Source organism: Bifidobacterium moukalabense DSM 27321, from assembly GCF_000522505.1.
Classification (GTDB): Bacteria; Actinomycetota; Actinomycetes; order Actinomycetales; family Bifidobacteriaceae; genus Bifidobacterium; species Bifidobacterium moukalabense.
This window is the reverse complement of sequence record NZ_AZMV01000007.1, coordinates 878,409-898,033: the sequence shown is the minus strand read 5'-3', so window position 1 is coordinate 898,033 and position 19,625 is coordinate 878,409. Positions and strand designations below refer to the sequence as shown.

18 protein-coding genes are annotated in these 19,625 nt (G+C 60.3%); 10 read left to right on the top strand and 8 right to left on the bottom strand.

Features of this window, described 5'->3' with window-relative positions:
* Positions 1–14 precede the first annotated feature (14 nt).
* Positions 15–1,340, top strand: a complete 1,326-nt coding sequence (locus BMOU_RS10155; protein WP_034877274.1) for an amidohydrolase family protein — start codon at positions 15–17, stop codon at positions 1,338–1,340.
* A gap of 114 nt (positions 1,341–1,454) precedes the next feature.
* Here the strand turns inward: BMOU_RS10155 and BMOU_RS10150 are convergent, their stop codons facing one another.
* On the bottom strand, positions 1,455–4,043 hold the full coding sequence (locus BMOU_RS10150; protein ID WP_034877271.1) for an ATP-dependent Clp protease ATP-binding subunit: 2,589 nt from the start codon (positions 4,041–4,043) through the stop codon (positions 1,455–1,457).
* 137 nt (positions 4,044–4,180) lie between these two features.
* Between BMOU_RS10150 and BMOU_RS10145 the strand changes: the two genes are divergently transcribed.
* Positions 4,181–5,200, top strand: coding sequence for a universal stress protein (locus tag BMOU_RS10145; protein ID WP_034877267.1), 1,020 nt, complete (start codon positions 4,181–4,183; stop codon positions 5,198–5,200).
* 123 nt (positions 5,201–5,323) lie between these two features.
* Here the strand turns inward: BMOU_RS10145 and BMOU_RS10140 are convergent, their stop codons facing one another.
* The 5 genes from BMOU_RS10140 to BMOU_RS10120 all read right to left on the bottom strand — a co-directional run bounded on the left by BMOU_RS10140 (position 5,324) and on the right by BMOU_RS10120 (position 10,515).
* Positions 5,324–6,463, bottom strand: a complete 1,140-nt coding sequence (locus BMOU_RS10140) for a DUF3027 domain-containing protein (protein ID WP_034877265.1) — start codon at positions 6,461–6,463, stop codon at positions 5,324–5,326.
* 3 nt (positions 6,464–6,466) lie between these two features.
* Positions 6,467–6,856, bottom strand: coding sequence for a cold-shock protein (locus BMOU_RS10135; protein WP_034877262.1), 390 nt, complete (start codon positions 6,854–6,856; stop codon positions 6,467–6,469).
* A gap of 157 nt (positions 6,857–7,013) precedes the next feature.
* Positions 7,014–8,867 carry a sensor histidine kinase gene (locus BMOU_RS10130; protein ID WP_034877260.1) on the bottom strand — a complete coding sequence of 618 codons (1,854 nt, stop codon included), beginning with the start codon at positions 8,865–8,867 and terminating at the stop codon, positions 7,014–7,016.
* Between the two features lie 13 nt (positions 8,868–8,880).
* A complete protein-coding gene (locus BMOU_RS10125) occupies positions 8,881–9,612 on the bottom strand; it encodes a response regulator transcription factor (protein ID WP_034877258.1) in 732 nt (243 codons plus the stop codon).
* A 3-nt stretch (positions 9,613–9,615) separates the two neighbouring features.
* Positions 9,616–10,515: a TPM domain-containing protein gene (locus BMOU_RS10120; protein WP_034877256.1), complete on the bottom strand. Its 900-nt coding sequence runs from the start codon at positions 10,513–10,515 to the stop codon at positions 9,616–9,618.
* 83 nt (positions 10,516–10,598) lie between these two features.
* Here BMOU_RS10120 and BMOU_RS10115 point away from each other — a divergent pair, with 83 nt between their 5' ends.
* Positions 10,599–10,889 (top strand): WXG100 family type VII secretion target, encoded by a 291-nt coding sequence (locus BMOU_RS10115; RefSeq protein WP_034877253.1) that lies wholly within the window; start codon positions 10,599–10,601, stop codon positions 10,887–10,889.
* Positions 10,890–11,009: 120 nt separating this feature from the next.
* On the opposite strand, the gene groL is transcribed toward BMOU_RS10115, so the two are convergent.
* Positions 11,010–12,626: a chaperonin GroEL gene (gene groL / locus BMOU_RS10110; protein WP_034877251.1), complete on the bottom strand. Its 1,617-nt coding sequence runs from the start codon at positions 12,624–12,626 to the stop codon at positions 11,010–11,012.
* A gap of 281 nt (positions 12,627–12,907) precedes the next feature.
* Entirely contained in the window at positions 12,908–13,546 is a 639-nt protein-coding gene (locus BMOU_RS10105) for a LytR C-terminal domain-containing protein (RefSeq protein ID WP_034877249.1), read from the bottom strand.
* A gap of 139 nt (positions 13,547–13,685) precedes the next feature.
* Between BMOU_RS10105 and BMOU_RS10100 the strand changes: the two genes are divergently transcribed.
* The 7 genes from BMOU_RS10100 to BMOU_RS10070 are packed head-to-tail and all read left to right on the top strand — an operon-like array spanning position 13,686 to position 19,612.
* The gene (locus BMOU_RS10100) at positions 13,686–14,396 is read left to right on the top strand and encodes a uracil-DNA glycosylase (protein WP_034877247.1); all 711 of its coding nucleotides are present in this window, start codon (positions 13,686–13,688) and stop codon (positions 14,394–14,396) included.
* 18 nt (positions 14,397–14,414) lie between these two features.
* Complete coding sequence (locus tag BMOU_RS10095; protein WP_034877245.1) at positions 14,415–15,482, top strand: AAA family ATPase; 1,068 nt, start codon at positions 14,415–14,417, stop codon at positions 15,480–15,482.
* The gene (locus BMOU_RS10090; RefSeq protein WP_034877243.1) at positions 15,479–16,432 is read left to right on the top strand and encodes a DUF58 domain-containing protein; all 954 of its coding nucleotides are present in this window, start codon (positions 15,479–15,481) and stop codon (positions 16,430–16,432) included. The genes BMOU_RS10095 and BMOU_RS10090 overlap by 4 nt, the downstream gene beginning before the upstream one ends.
* Positions 16,429–16,953, top strand: a complete 525-nt coding sequence (locus tag BMOU_RS10085; RefSeq protein WP_034877238.1) for a hypothetical protein — start codon at positions 16,429–16,431, stop codon at positions 16,951–16,953. Before BMOU_RS10090 ends, BMOU_RS10085 begins: the two co-directional genes overlap by 4 nt.
* Positions 16,954–18,021, top strand: coding sequence for a vWA domain-containing protein (locus BMOU_RS10080; RefSeq protein WP_034877236.1), 1,068 nt, complete (start codon positions 16,954–16,956; stop codon positions 18,019–18,021).
* On the top strand, positions 18,018–19,037 hold the full coding sequence (locus tag BMOU_RS10075) for a vWA domain-containing protein (RefSeq protein WP_034877234.1): 1,020 nt from the start codon (positions 18,018–18,020) through the stop codon (positions 19,035–19,037). Before BMOU_RS10080 ends, BMOU_RS10075 begins: the two co-directional genes overlap by 4 nt.
* Complete coding sequence (locus BMOU_RS10070) at positions 19,034–19,612, top strand: DUF6466 family protein (protein WP_034877232.1); 579 nt, start codon at positions 19,034–19,036, stop codon at positions 19,610–19,612. The genes BMOU_RS10075 and BMOU_RS10070 overlap by 4 nt, the downstream gene beginning before the upstream one ends.
* Positions 19,613–19,625 lie beyond the last annotated feature (13 nt).

The window sequence follows — 19,625 nt, the reverse complement described above, 5'->3', positions numbered from 1 at the left end:
TGAAGGAGCGCACCATGAGCACGCAGCTGTTTACCAATGCACATATCGCCACCGGCATGCCGGGCAGCACCGCCGACGAAACCGCCCCTGTCCAGGACATTCTCGTCGAGGACGGCAGGTTCGTCGAAATCGCACCGGATCTCACGGACAGACTCTCCATCCAGGGTAAGGACATGTCCACCGTGGAGGTCACCGATCTGGAAGGCAAACTGGTGTGCCCTCCGTTCTGCGACACGCATCTGCATCTCGACTACGTGTTCACCGCACGCAAACCGGGAGCCGTAAACGAGTCGGGCACGCTTTTCGAGGGCATCCAACGCTGGAGTGAGACGAAATCCGACCTGACCGTCGAGGAGATCAAGGAACGTGCGAAAATCGGCATTGCCAAGGAGATGCGCCATGGCGTGCAGTTCATTCGTTCGCACGCTGATGTGACCGATCCGAACCTCACCTCACTGAAGGCTTTGCTGGAACTCAAGGAGGAGCTGAAAGACACCGTCACCCTGCAGATTGTCTCCTTCCCGCAGGAAGGCATGTACTCCTATGAAGGTCCCAAGGGTGAATCCGGCGCCGATCTGGTCGAGGAAGGCCTGAAAATGGGTGCCGACTGCGTGGGCGGCATCCCGCATTTCGAGCAGTGCCGCGAATTCGGCGAGCGATCCATGCACACGGTGGTCGAATTGGCTTCGAAATACGACAAGCTCATCGACGTGCATTGCGATGAGACCGACGATCCGAACTCACGGTATCTGGAGTTGCTGTCCGCGCTCGCCTACCGTGCTGGCATCGGCGCAAGGACTACGGCCAGCCACACCTGTTCGCTGGGCTCCGCCGATAATGCCTATTTCTTCCATCTGACCAAACTGCTCAGGGCCGCGCATATCAACTTCGCCTGCGCTCCGACGGAGAACCTATACCTGCAGGGTCGTCAGGACACGTTCCCGAAACGTCGTGGCATCACTCGCGTCAAGGAACTCACCGAAGCCGGCGTGAACGTGTCGCTCGGGCAGGATTCCATGCAGGACCCGTGGTATCCGCTCGGTAACGGCAATATGATGCTCATTCTCGACTATATGCTGCATCTGGCGCAGATGATGAGTTTCGGGGAGATCGACGACGCGCTGAAATTCCTGACCGTCAATGGCGCCACCACGCTGGGAATGCACGACGCCTACGGTCTGGAAGCCGGCAGGCCGGCGAACTTCATTGTTCTGGACGCCTCGTCGGTATTCGATGCCGTATACGAGCGATGCTCCGTACTGCGCTCCGTACGCGACGGACGCACATTGTTCATCCGAAACGAATCGATTGACACCGATCTGGCGCTACTCAAGCGCTGAACGCTCCGTCGACAACGCAGAATCCACGACAAAGCGGCTTTCCATGACACCAATTCGTCATGGAAAGCCGCTTTGTCGTGGATCTCAGTCGTCTATCGCCGTATGCACGAACCGTCACTCGGCTTCGGAGGATTCCGCTGCCGGACCGGCGGTTCCGGCCGAAACGCCAACGGGCTCAGTGGAGTCGGCTGATTCAGCTTGCTCGGCCGTTGCCTCGTCCGGCTGTTCGAACGCCTCACCGGAGAAGGTGAATTCGCCCAGAATGCCTTCGCCTTCGGCATCGACCTTCACGCACTGACCGTCTTCGAGGTCGCCCATCAGGATCTTCTCCGAGATGGCGTCCTCGATATCACGCTGAATCACGCGACGCAACGGACGGGCGCCGAGCAGCGGGTCGAAGCCCTTCTGTGCGAGTAGATCCTTGGCCGCATCGGTGAGCTCAAGCGACATGTGGCGATCGAACAGACGGTCGTTGAGCTGCTTGACGTCGAGATCGACGATCTGGCGCACCTGCGGCTCGGTGAGCTGCCTGAACACGATGATGTCATCCAGGCGGTTCAGGAACTCCGGACGGAACTGCTGCTTCAATTCCGAAGAGACCTGATCCTTCATGCGCTGGTAGCTGGACTCGTTGTTCGTACCAAGGTTGAAGCCGGTGTTGGCGGCCTTCGCGATGTCGCGGGTGCCGAGATTGGTGGTCAGGATGATGATGGTGTTCTTGAAGTCCACCTTGCGGCCTTGGCCATCGGTCAAGTGACCATCGTCAAGCACCTGCAGCAAGGTGTTGAAGATATCCGGATGCGCCTTCTCGATCTCATCGAACAGCACCACGGAGAACGGCTTGCGGCGCACCTTCTCGGTGAGCTCGCCGCCCTCTTCGTAACCCACATATCCCGGAGGGGCGCCAAACAGACGTGATGCGGCGTACTTCTCGGAGAACTCCGACATATCCACGCGAATCAGCGCATCCTCATCGTCGAACAGGAACTCCGCCAATGTCTTGGCCAGCTCGGTCTTACCCACACCGGTCGGGCCTGCGAAGATGAACGAGCCAGACGGACGCTTCGGGTCCTTCAGACCTACGCGCGCGCGACGGATGGAACGGGACAACGCCGATACGGCCTCATCCTGACCGATGATGCGCTTGTGCAGCTCGGCTTCCATGTTCATGAGCTTCTTGGACTCGGCTTGCGTGAGCTTGACCACCGGAATGCCCGTGGACTGCGAAATCACTTCGGCGATCACGTCCTCGTCCACGACCATCTTCACGTCGGATTCGCCTTCGCGCCAGGAGGATTCCTTCTCCTTGCGCTCGGCTTCTAGCTTCTCCTGCTTGTCACGTAGCTCGGCGGCCTTTTCGAAGTCCTGGTCCTTGATGGCCTGATCCTTCTCCTCAGCCAGCTTGGCCACCTTCGCGTCAAGTTCCTTAAGCTCGGGCGGTGCGGTCAGGCGACGGATGCGCAGGCGTGCGCCGGCCTCATCGATCAGATCGATGGCCTTGTCGGGCAGGTGCCGGTCCTGAATGTAGCGTGCAGACAGTTCCGCCGCGGACTGCAGCGCACCGTCGGTGATCGTCACATGATGATGGTTCTCGTAGCGTTCGCGCAGACCCTTCAGAATCTCGATGGTCTCCGCGATGGTCGGCTCGTGTACCTGGATCGGCTGGAAACGACGTTCCAGCGCCGCATCCTTTTCGATGTACTTGCGGTACTCGTCGGTGGTGGTGGCACCGATGGTCTGCAGCTCGCCACGTGCCAGCATGGGCTTGAGCATATCGGAAGCGCCCAGAGCGCCATCCGCGGAGCCTGCGCCCACGATGGTATGGATCTCATCGATGAACAGCACGATGTCGCCACGGGTCTTGATTTCCTTCAGGACCTTCTTCAGGCGTTCCTCGAAATCACCGCGGTAGCGGGATCCGGCCACCATGGAGCCTAGATCCAGCGAATAGACCTGCTTGCCCTTCAAGGTCTCCGGCACATCTCCGGCATTGATCTTCTGGGCCAGGCCCTCGACCACTGCGGTCTTGCCGACGCCGGGTTCGCCGATCAGCACGGGATTGTTCTTGGTACGGCGGCTCAGCACCACCATCACGCGTTCGATCTCACTCGAGCGGCCAATCACCGGGTCGAGCTTGCCGGAAGCGGCCTCGGCGGTCAGATTGCGACCAAACTGGTCGAGAATGGCCGAACCGCTCTGGTTGTGCCTGTCCTGCACGCCACCGGCATTGGCGAGATCGCCCTTGCCGTCGCCCTGGCCAGCACCTGAATTGCCACGAATCAAATCGATGGTCGCACTGCGCAGCTCGCCGAGATTGACGTCCATCTTGATCAGTACCTGGGTGCCGACGCCTTCGCCCTCATGAATCAGGCCGAGCAGGATATGCTCGGTGCCGATATAGCTGTGCCCCAGCTGCAGCGCCTCACGCAACGACAGCTCCAACACCTGCCTGGCATGCGGGGTGAAGGGGATGTGGCCGTTCGGCGATGCATTCCCCTTACCGATCATCTCTTCGACCTGCTTGCGGGTGTCGTCCAACGACACACCCTTCGAGGCCAGCGCCTTCGCGGCGATGCCCTCACCCTCACGAATCAGGCCGAGTAGCAGATGCTCGGTGCCGATGTAGTTGTGCTGGAGGGTACGAGCTTCTTCCTGAGCCAGCACGATCACGCGCCGGGCACGGTCTGTAAACCGTTCGAACATGCTTGTCCTTCCACTCTTATTAGTTCTTCAACACTCTACCGATTCACGATGACGTTTATTCCACGCGCCTGTAAATTGCGCTCTCAACGCAACCAAACCGATATGCTTGATGTAAAGCAACGACCAAGGAGGTCATCATGAGCAGCGATACCACCCTAAATGCCACCGAAGCCGGTGCCGACACGGACATTCGTCAACGTGACATCGTAGTCGGTGTCGACGGTTCCGACGAATCCTTCGCCGCGTTGCGCTGGGCGCTGCAAGAGGCATCCCTCACCGGCCAGCAGGTCAATGCGGTGTATGGCTGGACGCATTCGTGGGATATGGGCTCCGAGCCGGATTCCGAGGAGCAGTGGGCGGCCATGCGCCACGACATCGCGAAACGTCTGCGCAGTTGGGTGGCCCAGGCCAGTTCCGGCATGGCCATCAATGAGGATCGTGTCAAGCTTACGTCCGTGCAGGCTTCCGGCACCGCCGCCCTGCTGGAGATCGGCAAGGATGCGCAGCAGATCGTGGTGGGACGCCGATCGCTCGGGCGCGTGGCCCGCTGGTTCCTGGGCTCGCTGTCGGCATCCTTGGCGGAAGAGGCGAAGGTGCCGGTCACCGTGGTTCGCATTCTCGACGACGAGGAGGCCAGCGTGCAGGATGCCATCGCCAATGCGCTGACCCCGGGCGAGCGTGAGGTGCGCTTCGATATGCCCGGCTCGCCGCTGCCGAAAAGCCAGCGTCCGATCGTGGTCGGGGTGGACGGCTCGGAGACGTCGAAACGCGCATTGCGGTTCGCCATCGAACTGGCATCCATCCATCACGCGCCCTTGCAGGTCATGTTCTGCTGGCAATTGAAGGACCTCGGCGTAATTGAGGGATATGAGAACGCCGTCGCGCCGATTTCGGTCGGTCAGGAGCAAGCCGAGCATCTGCTTGATGAGATGATTGACTCCATCGAGATTCCCGCGCGAGACATTCCCGATGATTTCGACATCGAGTCGCATGCCTTCCATATTTCCGCCGCGAAGGGCCTTATTGCGGCCTCACGCTTCGCCCGCCACCTTGTGGTCGGCTCACGTGGATTGTCAGGCATGGATGCGCATTTCCTTGGCTCGGTGTCCAAGCAGATCGTGAATTTCGCGGATTGCACCGTCACCGTCGTGCATTGAGTGGCCCGCATCCGCCATACTAAACGCACACAGCGAGCCGAAGAACCTCAATCGGCATCCGCATTGCGCGGGTGCCGGGATTCTTCGGCTCGCTGTGTATGCCCATAACATATCGGGAGTCGGCTACTGCTCGGCCGGCCCCTCGGGCTTCGGACCGACCGAGTCCTCCGCTTCCGTCGACTCGGAGGACTCCCCCGGCTCGGTGGAACCTTCAGTCTCTTCGCTCTCCTGTTTCACGGACTGTTCCCCGGTCTCAGCGGATTGCCCGCTGTCAGAGGATTCCTCGTCCTCACTAAGATCAAGCGTGGTCTCCACCTCAGGACTGTTCGCAGGCTCGGCATGTTCCTGCACGTCCTCCTGCGACGCCTCATCATCGATGGTGTGAGCTTCGATGTCCTCCTCCGAAGCCTCCTCTTCATCGTTCGGATTGGGGCTATCGCCTTCCAACTGCTCGATCAGCTCGACGGAACCGCGTTCTTCGCGTGGCGCCTGGGCGATGATGTCGATGTGCAGGTCGTCAAAGGCCGGCTTGGACTGCACCCACAGATGTGACGGCTCCGGCGGCTCGATTTCGGAATGCTCGCCACAGCCATGATCGATGGAAACCACACGACCGTCATCGGGACTCCATTTGTTGGCGCACACGCCGAACAACAGGTTCAGCTCGCCCTTCAGTGGAATGAAGAAGCCGCAGGTGGAGCAGGGATTGCCGTCGGCCGTCTTCGTGGACAGCGATTTCGGGCCACGCGGACCCTCATACCAGCGCTTGGCGGTCTGCGCACGCCCCAGCGGCGTCAGCACATGTCTGCGGGACAGCTCGAATTCCTCAACCGCATCCTCGACATCCTCCTCGGATGTTTCGGATGCCTCAGTCGGAGCGGCACCCCCGTCGGCGTGCGTCGCATGGAAGCCCTCCTCCAGACGAGGATCGTCCGGATCGGTACCGATGGAATCGGTCACGGCCAGATCGGTGGGTTCGAGACGATCCTTCCAAGGAATCCATTCCGGCGGACGCAATGCGTTGTCCGTCGGCACCAACGACGATTCGTTGACCGTCCAATGGTCGAGTTCCGCATCGTGGTACAACGTCACCGACCACTGCCAGCCCTCATAGCCGCGCACATGCGTCTCGAAACGGAAATCGGTGACGTCGTCACCCAGATCGATGGCCTCTACGAAGTCGCCGACCTGGTTATCCTCGTCGGCGACTTCGATGGCCACCGCCTTGGCGATCGCCTTGGGATCCAAAGTGGTATCGGGCATAAATCAGTCCTGTACGTCAAAATTATCGGCCACGGCACGCATCAGCGTGGCCAGCTTCTTACTCTCGGCCGGTGAAGGGTAGCGATGGCGACGCAGCTGGTTCCCCGCGGAATCCAGCAACTTGATCAGATCCTCGACGATGGCGGCCATGTCGTCCGGTTTCGGTCGGGTGGCCTTGACCAATGACGGGGCCGATGCGACCAACGTCACATTCATCGCCTGTGGGCCCCTGCGTCCCTCGATTACGGAATACTCGACTTTTGCGCCCTTACGTAACGTCTTCACGCCTTCAGGCAGCGCAACGGCAGGTAAGAACACATCGGCTCCCTGCTCGCCCTGAATGAATCCATAGCCTTTGTTCGCATCAAACCAACGAACACGTCCGCTAGGCATTGTCACCTCACTACTTTTCACATACCTGCTTGCGGATGCTCGCCATCCGCCTATTGCAAACCAAAGATATAGTCTAGCGCAAGAGGTGGGATGATGACCAATGCCGGCCCTCCAGGGAAGATGGGAATACGGCCATGCCCGTCGTCGTTTCCGTCTGTCAGCCCTGTTTCTTCGTCTTCCGGCTCTTCTTGTCCGCCTTGCGTGTTTCCACGAGCGGCACAGGCTGCGGTTCGACCGGTGCGACCGGTAGCACCACCGTCAGTGTCAGGCCGCCCCCATCACTGCCGGAGGCACAGATGAAACCATGATGCGCCTTGACCACCGACTGCGCAATGGCCATGCCAAGCCCGGTGCCGCCCTTCTGGCGTGCGCGGGAGGGATCTGCGGTATAGAAGCGTTCGAATATCTTCGAACGGGCCTCAGGCGGCACTCCCGGGCCATGATCGGAGAACCGCACGATGGCGTAGTTCATGCCCACCTGCATGGACTGGCCCACTTCGATGGCCTCGACCAAATGATGCATGGACTGCTCGTTGGCGGGCATTCGGGACAACGATTCCGGACTGATCGACGCCGGCAACACGCCCATAGAGATCTCCACCGGCGAATCGGCCGGTGTATACCGATGAATGTTGCCCACGATATTGGTGACCACCTGACGAAGTCGTGAGGCGTCGCCGGTCAACGTTATCGCCGGCATGTCACCATCCTGGAAGGCGAAATCGGATGGATGTTCCAGATCGGTTCCGGGATTGAGCGTTACCCGACCGCAGCTGATGCCACGGTCAGGATCAAGAGCGTGCAGATCATCGGCCGCGTCCCGCACCACCGAGGTGAGCGGAACCTGCTGTGTGATATCGATGCCACGGCCCTCGTCAAGCCTCGCCAGCGATAGCAGATCCTCCACCAGCACCGTCATACGCGAGCTGGAGGCTTCGATATGCTCGATGGACTCGTCGGCACGTTCAAGCGCCCCCGGCATGTCACGTTGCATCTTGTAGAGCTCCGCATATCCATGGATGGCGGCCAATGGCGTACGCAACTCGTGACTGGCGTCGGAGACGAATTGCTTCATCTTCTCCGTCGTCTCCTCCTGCGCATGGAAGCTTTCCTCGATGCGGGTCAGCATGCTGTTGAGCGATACCGACAGCGAACCGACCTCCGTATTCTCCGGCATATCGGGAACACGCTGGCTCAGGTCTCCGGCTGCGATCTTCGCGGCCGTCTTCTCGATGCGCTTGAGCGGGGTGAGCGTGCTCTGCACCACGATGGTGCCCAGAATCGCACCGAGCAGCACGACGGCAATGCCCACCATCGCGCAGTATCTGGTCAGTGTATTCGCGGTATCGATCTGATCGCTCAAAGACAGGCCGATATACACGATGCCGCTGCTTTTGACCTGCCCGTCCTTGCCGCGCTCGCTCCATGGCAGTGCCACGACGCGCCACGGCCACTGGGCCGCCTGCATGGTGGAGTGGTCCGGCGTGTGGTTACCGGTGACATGCACCACGGCCTGGGTGGTGAAGGGCTGTCCCAACGTCACGCCATCGCTGCTGCCATCCGCCGGCAGGCTCGGTTCGGAGACCACACCGTCTTTGAGCACCGGCACCAGTCCGGTTCCGGTGATCTTGCTGTCGCTGGTACGTACTTCCACGTAGTAGGTGTTCATCAGGCTGTTTCGGCTGTTCTCGCTGTCGGTGGTATCGCCCAGTGAATCCATGTTGTTGAATACCAACTGCGCCTGATTGATCAGCTGCGTGTCGGTCTTCTGCAACAGGTAGTTGCCGACCAGCGTTCGGATGGAAAACGAGATGCCGATGGTGCCGATGGTCAGCAGCACGATGATGCAGGTGACCAGTTTCGTGCTCAGAGGAATCGCATCGACCCGTCTGCCGATCCGTCGAAACAACGACGGACGATGCGCAGGCGGCGTTTGAGTCGTGCCCTGCGCCTCGGGCTTGCTCTGGCCGCCCGCGTCATCAACTTGCGTCCGCTTGGTGTCCCGGCTCATCGATTAGACCATTTCAGTTCTTGGGCGCACGAATCATGTACCCGATGCCGCGTTTGGTTTCGATCAGAGGAGCCACCTTATGCTTCTCGCCATCGGCATCCTCGACCACGATACCGTCGACCTTCTTACGCAGATAGGAGATGTAGGATTCCACGATTGCGGCGTCGCCGCCCCAGTCGTACTGCCACACATGGTCAAGGATCTGCGCCTTGGAAAGCACCCTGCCCTCGTTATCCATCAGATAGCGGAGCAGCTTGTATTCGGTGGGGCTCAGATCAATCGGCTGGCCGGCGCGGGACACGTCATGCGAATCCTCATTGATCTCCAGATCACCGACCCGGATAATCGGATCATCCTCCACCTGTTCCTGGGTGCGGCGCAAAATGGCGCGGATGCGCGCCACCACCTCCTCCAGGCTGAAGGGCTTGGTCACGTAGTCATCGCCGCCGACGGTCAAGCCCATGACCTTGTCCTGGGTGTCGTCACGTGCCGTCAGATACAGCACCGGCGTGGCGATGCCTTCCTGACGGATGCGTCGGGTCACCGTGAAACCATCGATATCCGGAAGCATCACATCCAGCACGATCAAATCAGGTTGCGTTTTCTCAATGACCTCGATGGCCTCGGAACCGGAGGCCGCGGTATTCACCTCGAATCCTGCGAAATGCAGGGAGGCCACCAGCAGTTCACGAATGGACGGTTCGTCATCGACAACGACAATGGATGCTTCAATAGGCTTACTCATGCCCTAAGCTTCACTCGATTCACTGGATGTTTCCTGAACGATATCTGAGTCTTCCGTTGAAGGCTCGGGATTCCACGCCTTCGCGGGTTCCGCTTTCTCCTCGACCTCAGGATACGTCTCGAATTCGCCGTCCTTGGACTTGCGGTGGCTGCCATGCCTTTTCCTGCGCCGCTTCGGATGCTTCTTGCGATAGACATGGAACACGACGATGATGACGATCAGCAATACCAGTACGCCCACCATGACGCCCACACCGATCATGGTGATGTTCGACGACGTGGAGGTCTTTTTCGCCAGCACAATCTGATCCATCATCGCGGTGGCCGATTTCGCCCAGTCGGGCGTGGACTCCATCAGTGGCTTTTGCGCCGCGTCCGACAGTGCGTTCACCGTGGACTTCTTCTTCAGCCATTCATCGGAGTTCGACGAGACCACCACCACCAGATTGCCGTCGTTCGACGCCACGGCGAGCAGCACGGTATTCGGCTGGGGCTTCAGGGATTCCAGCAGATCGCTTGCCCACTGGGACGGCTTCTTCTTGCCCGTATCGAACGTCGACAGATACAGCAGCCGAACGGTGACCCCCGTCTCCTTTTTGGTGTTCTTGATGGCGTCGGTGATCTCGGACACATTCGATCCAAGCAGGTTCTCGGTATCGGTGATGTTATCCGTCGCGGTGATGCCGGTTTGCGTATCGGTCGTCTGCGCGTCATCGGCCCATCCGACGGGAGTTATGCACAATGTCATGCAACAGCACAACACGGCTGCCAACAGTATGGAAAGCGCATGAATCCAACGATGTTCGCCTTGGGCATATCGGCATGACACGCCGATGCATCCGTTTGGGGACCATCCTCCGACCACAGCCTTCGATTGCGTATTGGTTCCACTCACTTTTGCCATACGCTCCACCTTACCGTTCGGATGCGCCAATCGGTGAGCGAACGGCGGATATATACACATTCAACGAGGAAAAGGAACACACCATGCCACAGTTTCAGGTCGATTCGGAGCAGATTCAGTCATCCAGCGCCGCAGTGAACGCCTCGATCCAATCGATTCGGCAGGCGGTGCAAGGCATGTACGGCAACCTCAACAACCTGCAGAGCGTTTGGAGAGGGGGTGCGGCCACGCAGTTCAACGCCGTGGCCGAACAATGGCGTGCGGCGCAGCAACAGATGGAAGAGTCCCTGGAATCCATCCAACGCGCACTCATGCAGGCCTCCTCCCTATATGCGGACACGGAGATGCAGGCGTCCCGCCTGTTCGCCCAGTAGAAGAAGCTCGCTTCACAGACCCGGCAAACGCAAGGAACCCGCCTTCCCAGCGGGAAGCGGGTTCCTATAATGCCATTCGCTCGATCAGCGATCGGAGCGGTCGGCCCTACATGCGGCCTATCAGTAGCCCATGTCGGCGCCGGCGGCCGGAGCGGCTGCCGGCGGTTCCGGCTTGTTGGCGACCACGGCTTCAGTGGTCAGGAACAGTCCGGCGATGGAGGCTGCATTCTGCAGGGCGGAACGGGTGACCTTGACCGGGTCGGTGACACCGGCGGCCAGCAGATCCTCGTATACGTTGGTGGCGGCGTTCAGGCCCTGACCGTCGGGCAGGGAACGAACCTTGTCGATCACCACGTCGCCGGACAGGCCGGCGTTCTCGGCGATCTGCTTGATCGGGGATTCGATGGCGCGGAACACGATCGCGGCGCCGGTGGCCTCGTCACCTTCGAGCTGAACGTCCTTCTGGGCCTTGGCCGCAGCCTGGACCAGCGCGACACCGCCGCCCGGCAGCAGACCTTCCTCAATGGCGGCCTTGGCGTTGCGCACGGCATCCTCGATGCGGTGCTTACGCTCCTTGGCCTCGACCTCGGTCGCGGCACCCACCTTGATGACAGCGACGCCGCCGGCCAGCTTGGCCAGACGTTCCTGCAGCTTTTCACGATCGTAGTCGGAGTCGGTGTTGGCGATTTCGGCACGGATCTGGGCCACACGAGCGGCCACGTCTTCCTTGGAGCCGCCACCGGACACGATGGTGGTCTCATCCTTGGAAACGATGATCTTCTTGGCGGTACCGAGCACGGACATGTCGATGGAGTCGAGCTTCAAGCCCAGCTCGTCGGACACGACCTGCGCGCCGGTCAGGATGGCCATGTCCTGTAGCATGGCCTTGCGACGGTCGCCGAAGCCCGGAGCCTTGACGGCGCAGGACTTGAAGGTGCCACGGATGGTGTTCAGAATCAGGGTCGGCAGAGCCTCGCCGTCAACGTCCTCGGCGATGATCATCAGCGGCTTGCCAGTCTTCATGACCAGTTCGGCCACATGCACGACATCCTGCTGGGAGCTCAGCTTGCCGGAGGTCAGGAGGATATACGGATCCTCGAGCACTGCGGTCTGATCCTCTGCGTTGGTGACGAAGTACGGGGCGATGTAGCCCTTGTCGAAGCGCATGCCCTCGGTGAAGTCGAGGTCCAGGCCGAAACGATTGTTGTCCTCGACGGTCACGACGCCGTCCTGACCGACCTTGTCCAGAGCCTCGGCGATCTTCTCGCCGACTTCCGGGTCGGCGGCGGAAATCGTCGCGGTGGCGGCAATCTGATCCTTGGTCTCAACATCCTTGGCGGCTGCGACAAGTTCCTTGACGATGGCCTCGGAGGCCTTCTCGATGCCGCGACGCAAGGCGATCGGGTTAGAGCCGGCGGTGACGTTCTTCAGACCCTCGTGCACCAGGGACTGGGCCAGCACGGTTGCGGTGGTGGTACCGTCGCCTGCGACGTCGTCGGTCTTCTTGGCGACTTCCTTGACCAGTTCGGCGCCAATGCGCTCGTACGGGTCATCGAGGTCGATCTCCTTGGCGATGGATACGCCGTCGTTGGTGATGGTCGGAGCGCCGTAGGTCTTGTCCAGAACCACGTTGCGGCCTTTCGGCCCAAGGGTGACCTTAACGGTGTCGGCGAGCTTGTCGAGGCCCGCGAGCATTCCCTGGCGAGCTTCGTCGTCGTATGCAATGATCTTTGCCATTGTTCCTCCACATATGGCTACATGGTATTGTTCCCACTTTCGGCGCGAGTTCGCGACGCCGACCGTCAGCTGCCGGTTATCACTCTCGCACCTCGAGTGCTAATTGTGCAGATTAGCACTCTCAGGCTTCGAGTGCCAAACCGGGGTGTGCGCTTTGCGCTATCGGCAAGAACACCGGTTCCTATGCAGCCACGGCGCAGGCCCGCGATTCCGGTATTCCCGACAAAGAGACGCCTGCCCACAACGGACAGGGGTCCCCGGCGTTTTTCCACTGCGCGCTCTCAGTTCAGCAGCACCACCACGATTGGGGTGACCAATCCGTCACCTTGTTCGACATTGGTGATGCCCAGCGTCTGGGCGACGTTTTCGGCGGTCGCCTTGTCTGTTTCGTTCTGATACCAGACCACGGTCTGCGCGGGAACCGTACCGGTCGGGTTGCTGGGGGTCACATCCGTATATCCGGCATTGGTCAGCACATCCGCCTTGCTCTGTGCATAGCCGGTGACGTTCGTGGCGTTGATCACACGAATCTGGGTGTCCTTATTCACGATCTGCTCCGGCGTTGCGGATTCGGTCGGCGATGCCGTGTCGCTCGATTCCTCCGTAGCCTCCGGAGTCGTCGTGGCGGTAGCCGTATCGCTGGACTGCGCCTCGGCCGTAGTTGTCTTCTTGGCCGATGCGGTCTGCGACGAACTTGCCTGCGACGATGACCACGGCATCCTCAGTTTGCCGATCTCACCGGAATAGATTCCCCAGAACAGCAGACCGGCGAGCAATGCCACCACGACCACCACAATGTATGGCATGGCACGGGATGTGGCCGATCGCGCACCCCTATGGACACCCATCGGTCCTGCCGGCGGATTGTCGAATGCATCCTTGGCATAGGAATCATAGGTTTCCTTGTCCTGTTGAGCCATCTTGCGACCTCATTTCTTGCACACTTACACTGAAAGTGTACTGACCACTGCAGTCAGCGGCCAATTCGCGTTGCGCGCCCACGTCAGGGGCCCACGCCACGGCATGCGAGGTCGCACCATGGGTCGTACAGTGATACCCATGACTCAAGCTCATATCAAGCCGCTATCCGAACTCATCGAACCCGGTTGGGCCGCAGCGTTGTCCGATGTGGAACCACAGGTGCACCGCATGGGGGACTTCCTCAGAGGCGAGATCGCCGCCGGCCGCCCCTACCTGCCCGCCAGCAGGAACATCCTGCGCGCGTTCACCATTCCATTCGACGACATCAAGGTACTGATCGTCGGACAGGATCCCTACCCCACGCCGGGCCATCCGGTCGGCCTGAGCTTCTGCGTGGCACCCGACGTCAGGCCGATTCCCCGAAGCCTCACCAACATCTACAGGGAGCTGACCGACGATCTCGGCGTTCCCATGCCGGCCAACGGCGACCTGACGCCGTGGACCAGGCAGGGCGTCATGCTGCTCAACAGGTGCCTGACCGTGGGGGTCGGTCATCCGAACAGCCATCAGGGCAAGGGTTGGGAGCCCATCACCGAGGCCGCGATCCGTGCGTTGAATGCACGGACGAATGCGGATGGCACCCCCAAGCCCCTCGTCGCCATACTCTGGGGACGCAACGCACAGACTCTGGAACCACTGCTCACGAACGCCTTCATCATCAAATCCCCTCATCCAAGCCCGATGTCGGCACGCTATGGATTCTTCGGTTCGAAGCCGTTCTCCCGCGCCAACGCGGCACTGGCCTCAATGGGGGTCTCGCCTGTCGATTGGTCCTTGCCGTCAGCTTAACCCGTTACAGTAGATGGCATGGCTTTATTCCCTCCAAAACCGCAGGTTCCCCAGTCGGCACCGGTTCCGGTGCCGACCGCAACGCCTGCAGGCGCACTATCCGCAGAAGACATCAACCGTGCGAAGAAGCTGGGCTCGCAGATTCGCGCCCGATTCGCCCAGACCCTGGTGGGCCAGGAGAACCTGCGCGAGTCCCTGATCACCACGCTGGTGGCCGGTGGGCATATTCTCATCGAATCGGTACCGGGTCTCGCCAAGACCACAGCCGCGCAGACCCTGGCCACCTCCGTGTCGGGCACGTTCAAACGCGTGCAGTGCACGCCCGATCTGATGCCATCCGATTTGGTCGGCACACAGGTGTTCGATTTCTCAACGCAGAAATTCGCCACGCAGATCGGCCCCATCCACGCGAATTTCGTGCTGCTGGACGAAATCAACCGTTCCAATGCAAAGACCCAGTCGGCAATGCTGGAAGCCATGGCCGAAGGCGCCACCACCATCGGCGGCCAGCGCATCGCGTTGCCGAAACCGTTCATGGTCATCGCCACCCAGAATCCCATTGAGGAGGAGGGCACGTTCAACCTTCCCGAAGCCCAGATGGATCGTTTCATGATGAAGGCCGTCATGACCTATCCGAGTGCGCAGGAGGAACAGCGTATGCTCGCCATGCTCACTCGCCGCGGGTCCGATACCTTCGATCCGAAGGCCATCACCTCCGAGGTCATCTCCATCGGCGACGCCGAGTTCCTGCGTTCATGCGCCCGTCGTGTGCATGTGTCCGACGCGATCATGCAGTATGCCGTCGATATCGCGGCGACTTCCCGTGGCGCCGGATCGCATCCGGTGCAGGGATTGTCCTCGCTGGTGCGTCTCGGCGCCTCGCCGCGTGCCTCCATCGCCCTGACCCGCATAGGTCAGGCCAATGCGTTGCTGCAGGGTCGCGACTATGTGATCCCGGAAGATGTGAAGGCCTTCGCCCACGAGGTGCTTCGCCACCGCATCATTCTCACATTCGAGGCTCTGGCCGACGGCGTGGACAGCGACCAGGTCGTCGATTCGATCGTGCAGGCGGTTCCCGTTCCATGATCGATCAGAACCGTTCCGAAGATCCGATCCGCAGAAAGATCGAGGCTCTCGGAACCACGTTGAGTCTGCCCACCGTCCGCAAGGCGCTGGGCGTGCTGGAGGGCGCCCACGCCTCGGGCAAACGCTCCGGTTCGGATGATGTGATGGATATTCGCGTCTATGAGGCCGGCGATGAGGCTCGACAAATCGATTGGAAGACAAGTGCCCGTGTTGGCCGCCCGATGGTGGTGCTCAGGGAACGCCCGTCGACTTCCCGCGCATGGCTGTTGCTGGACGTCGGTCGGGAGATGACCGCCACTTGCCCTTCGGGGGAACGGGCGTATCAGATCGCAGCCAATGCGTTGTGCATGTTCGCCGCATTGAGTCTGCGCCGGGGCGATGAGGTGTCCGTAGTGTTCGCGGACTCCGCGTCGATTACACGGATGCCTTTCAACGGAGGCTTTGCACAGTTCGAGCGGACGCTGGATCAGGCGTTGGAACGTGATTGGTCCAATCCACGCAATATCGATGCGCTACTGGAATACGCACGTCGCATCCGCGACCGTGAGGCGTTGGTGGTGCTCGCCACCGATGAGCATGCCCTGCAGGAACGTCATATCGAAGCCATAAGGCGCATCGCGCGCACACATCCCATGGTGCTCATCGACGTGGCCACCATCAATCCGTTCGGAGACGAACGGTTCACTCATGTACGCGATGGCAATGGCCCTCGCCGCGTCCCCGCATTCCTTCGCAATCGCACAACGGCGGAAGAGGTGCGCACGCATCGTGAGTATGTTGCCGCAGCCATGCGTCGCGAGCTGAACCGTTGCGGCTCAACGATGATTCGTTCAGGCTCCAGCGAGCGGATGTTCGGTGAGTTCGTGCACATGGTCTCCATGGCCTTGGCCCGTTCCTCGCGCAACCGGCTTCCCTCCCCCGCGCACACATCGTTGGGAGGCAGGCCATGACGCTCCATTTGTCGGAAACCGACTTGCATCCGATGGGTCTGCTCGACCTGCAGACGCCACTGATCGCGGTGCTGGCCATTGGCCTCGTCCTGGCCACGGTGCTGGTGACCGTGGCCATATGGTTGTCCCGACCTGGTGGGAGACCCGTACGTCAGCGATCTTACGGTCGGCATGAGGCGTTGACCGACAAGGCATTGTGGAGAAAACGGATCGACGAAATCGTGGCGCGCCATGACGAAGGCGAAATCAGTCGTGAGGATGCGTTCGCCGAACTGGCGACCTTGGCACGAGACTACGTTTCGACGGTAACGGGTACCGATATCCGCAATCGTACGCTTGCCGATATCAACGCCATCCCCCGCACCACCGGCAATCAGGACGGCATCACGTTGCTTCGCCAAACCATCGAGGCGCTGTATCCGCCGGAATTCGCCGATGCCGCGAACAACGGCCTCGCACGCGAGACAACGGTGGAACAGGCCGGTGAATGGGTGGCCAATCTTGTGGAAAGGTGGCGATAGATGGAACTGTCATGGCATTGGCCTTGGGCCGCCGCCGCAGGCGTCATCGGCGCCATGGCCATTATCGCCATCATGCTATTGGTGGCTTCGCATACGAAGAGGCCTGATACCGATGACGCACGTTCGTTCAGTCTGGATGACGATCTCAATACGGAGACCGCCTCACGCCTTTTCCGCCTGTGGCGCACGTTGTCGCGTCTGGCCGTGGTGCTGTTGGCGCTGGCTCTGGCCGTTTCCGTGGCCTTGATCGCTCGTCCGAGTCAGGTCGATGAAGGTGAGGAGCGCGCCAGCAGTCGCGACATCGTGCTGTGTCTTGACGTATCCGGCTCCACGCTTCCCTACGACCGCGAAGTGATCGACACCTACCGCAAGCTGGTCAGCAATTTCAAAGGCGAGCGTATAGGTCTGAGCATTTTCAATTCGACGTCGAGGACCGTGTTCCCGCTGACCGATGACTATGAACTGGTTTCCGAGCAGCTCGCCAAGGCCAGCAGGATCCTCAAGGGCGTCGAGTCACAGGACGATATCGACAAGATGAAGGATAGCGATTATCAGAAGATCTCCGATTGGCTGGAAGGGACGCAGAACCGTAAGGAGGCCACGTCGCTGATAGGCGATGGCGTGGTCAGCTGCGCCGCGATGCTGCCGGGCTTCGCCTATGGTCAGGCCAATACGGACAACACGGCTCGTCAACGCGCGGCCTCCATCGTGCTGGCCACCGATAACGTCGTATCCGGAACTCCTACGTATACTTTGAAGGAGGCCCTGCAGCTGACTTCCGAAGCGTCAATTACGGTGGACGGCCTGTTCTCCGGTCCGAAACAAAGCGAAGGCGACGAGACGACCTCCGAATTCAAATCCGAAATCGAATCGCATGGCGGCGCGTTCCTCACACAATCCAACGGTTCATCCGTAGCCGAGCTGGTCAGGCAGATCGATTCGCGTCAGGATCACGAGAGCGAGGCGAACAGCAAGGCCTCGCTTGTCGACGCCCCTGGCTGGTGGACGTTGGCCTTGGCCGTATTGACGGTTGTCTGGCTTGCACTGGCATGGAGGTTGAGACGATGAGCGATCTGACTTTCTCACCGGCGCTGGGATGGCCGGCAGGCGGCACACTGGCCGCCGTCATGGTGGTGGCCGCCATGGTCGAGGTCGTGCTGCACATAAGACGGCGTGCCGATAGTGACGAAACCACGTGGGCTTGCACACGACGCACCCTGATTTGTCTGTTGATCGCGGTCATGGCCCTGACGCCCAGCATCGTGTCGTCCACGCATAATCGCGCGATCAACGCCACCGATGTGGTGATCGCCGTCGATGTAACCGGCTCAATGGCGGTCAAGGATGCCCAATATGGCTCCGAAGAGCAGCAGGCCCGGTTGGATGTGGCCAAACAGGCGGTAAAGGACATCACCGGCCTATACCCGAATTCCAGTTTCGCCGCGGTGCGTTTCGGCGCCAGCGGTACGTTGGACGTCCCGTTGACCCCTGATTCCAAGGCGATCGACAATTGGGCCGACACCCTGGCCCCGGAGGCGACCTCCGTCTCCGCCGGCTCCACACTTGACGCTCCGATCGACCAACTGCTGCTGACCTGCAAGTCGATTCATGAGCAGCATCCCGATGACGCGATCGTAATGTATCTGATATCCGATGGAGAGCAGACCTCCGCGAAAACCCGCCGCACCTTCTCCTCGTTGCGCAGATATCTCAATGATGCGTTCACCGTGGCGGTCGGCAGCGAACAGGGAGGCCAGATTCCCATCACGGTCGATGGTGTGGGTGATGCCGATGAACAATGGGTCACCGATCCGGAAACCGGTCAGCCGGGCATCTCCCGCATGAATGCGGAAGCCATGAAGACCATCGCCGACGAGTTGAGCGGTACGGCACTGCAACTGGACGCTTCAAACACCATGAGCTCCGGCATGTCGAAGGAGGCCTCGAACAAGTGGCGTGTCACGCAGACCACCAAACAGCGGACACGTGTCACGCCTCTGGTTTGGCCGTTCGCCATTGCGGTGGCGTTCCTGCTGGCCTGTGAGTTCGGCGCATGGCTGGCGTCGTCAAGGAGGCTTCTATGAACACACCGTCCTCGCGCAGGGCACGTGCCTCATTGCCGGTACGTGTCACGCTGATCGCCGCCGCCGTGGTGATGATCGTCATCGCCGCACTGGCCGTCGTGAATCTCATAGCCGCGAATCAGTACAATCAGGCCACGCAAAGTCTGACCGAAAACATCAAGGCGAGTCAGTCGCAGACTCCCGACCTTGACAAACTGGGCACACAGCAGCAGCAGACCGACGCGCAATTCCAGGATGCCGCGTCTGCCGGGGCGCTGCTGCTTCCGCAGCTTCGTGAAGCGATCGCACATAACAGTGCGGTGTCCGAACGGCTGACCAAGCGTATATCCAAGAAAATCAAAGCAGCACAAGATCCGCAGGATTCCAGCGCGGGCACCCAGGACGAATCCTCGCAGAACAGTACCGGCAAGCAAAAAAGCGGCGGTAGCCTGACTGAGGAGCAACGTAGGAAGGTGGAGGAGCTTCTTCAGCAGAATACGCAATCCACTACGCCTGAGTCGAATACCGAATCGTCCAAGGGATCGACGGCCGATCAGGATTCGGACTCATCCTCAGCTCAGACCAAACCGTGGTGACCAAACTCGGCCC